Source organism: Methylobacterium tarhaniae, assembly GCF_001043955.1.
GTDB lineage: Bacteria > Pseudomonadota > Alphaproteobacteria > Rhizobiales > Beijerinckiaceae > Methylobacterium > Methylobacterium tarhaniae.
In genome coordinates this window covers 1-970 of sequence record NZ_LABZ01000256.1, presented here as the reverse complement: position 1 = coordinate 970, position 970 = coordinate 1, and the positions used below count along the sequence as shown (strand labels likewise).

At 71.6% G+C, this 970-nt stretch carries 1 protein-coding gene; it reads left to right on the top strand.

What is annotated here, in order from left to right; genetic code table 11:
* The coding region (gene galE / locus VQ03_RS27715; RefSeq protein WP_083468255.1) for a UDP-glucose 4-epimerase GalE at positions 1–970 on the top strand (970 nt) is incomplete at both ends.

The following is a 970-nucleotide window of genomic DNA, read 5'->3' as shown; positions in this document are numbered from 1 at the left end:
ACGGGCGGGGCCGGCTATATCGGCAGCCACATGGTTCTGGCGCTGATCGACGCGGGACACGAGGAGGTCGTGGTCCTCGACGATCTCTCGACCGGCTTCGACTGGGCGCTGCCGCCGGAAGTCACCCTGGTGCGCGGCGACATCGCCGACCAGACCTTGGTGGCCGAGACCATCCGCCGGCACGACATCGACGCGCTCGCCCACTTCGCCGCCAAGATCGTGGTGCCCGACTCCGTCGCCGACCCCCTCGGCTACTACCTCGCCAACACCGTCAAGTCCCGCGCCCTGATCGAGACCGCCGTCGGCGCCGGCCTGCGCCACGTCATCTTCTCCTCCACCGCCGCCGTCTACGGCGAGCCGGCCGTCGTGCCGGTGCCCGAGGACCTGACGCCGACCCCGATCAACCCCTACGGCCGCTCCAAGCTGATGACCGAGTGGATGCTCGAGGACGCCGCCCGCGCCCACGGCCTCAGCTACGTGGTCCTGCGCTACTTCAACGTCGCCGGCGCCGACCCGCGCGGGCGCTCGGGCCAGTCGAGCCCCAACGCCACCCACCTGATCAAGGTCGCCACCCAGGCCGCGCTCGGCAAGCGGGCGCGGCTGGAGGTGTTTGGCACCGACTATCCGACGCCGGACGGCTCGTGCCTGCGCGACTACATCCAGGTCTCGGACCTGGCGGCGGCGCATCTGGTGGCGCTCAACCACCTGCGGGGCGGGGGCGCGAGCCTGACGCTGAATTGCGGCTACGGGCGGGGCTACTCGGTGCTGGAGGTGATCGAGGTGGTGAAGGCGGTGTCCGGGGTGGATTTTCCGGTGACGCTGTCGCCGCGGCGTGCGGGCGATCCGTCGCGGATCGTGGCCGGGGCCGACCGGATCCGGACCGAGCTCGGCTGGGTGCCGCAGCACGACGACCTGCGGGCCATCGTCACCCAGGCGCTCGCCTGGGAACAGGCCCTCGACCGGCGCAACC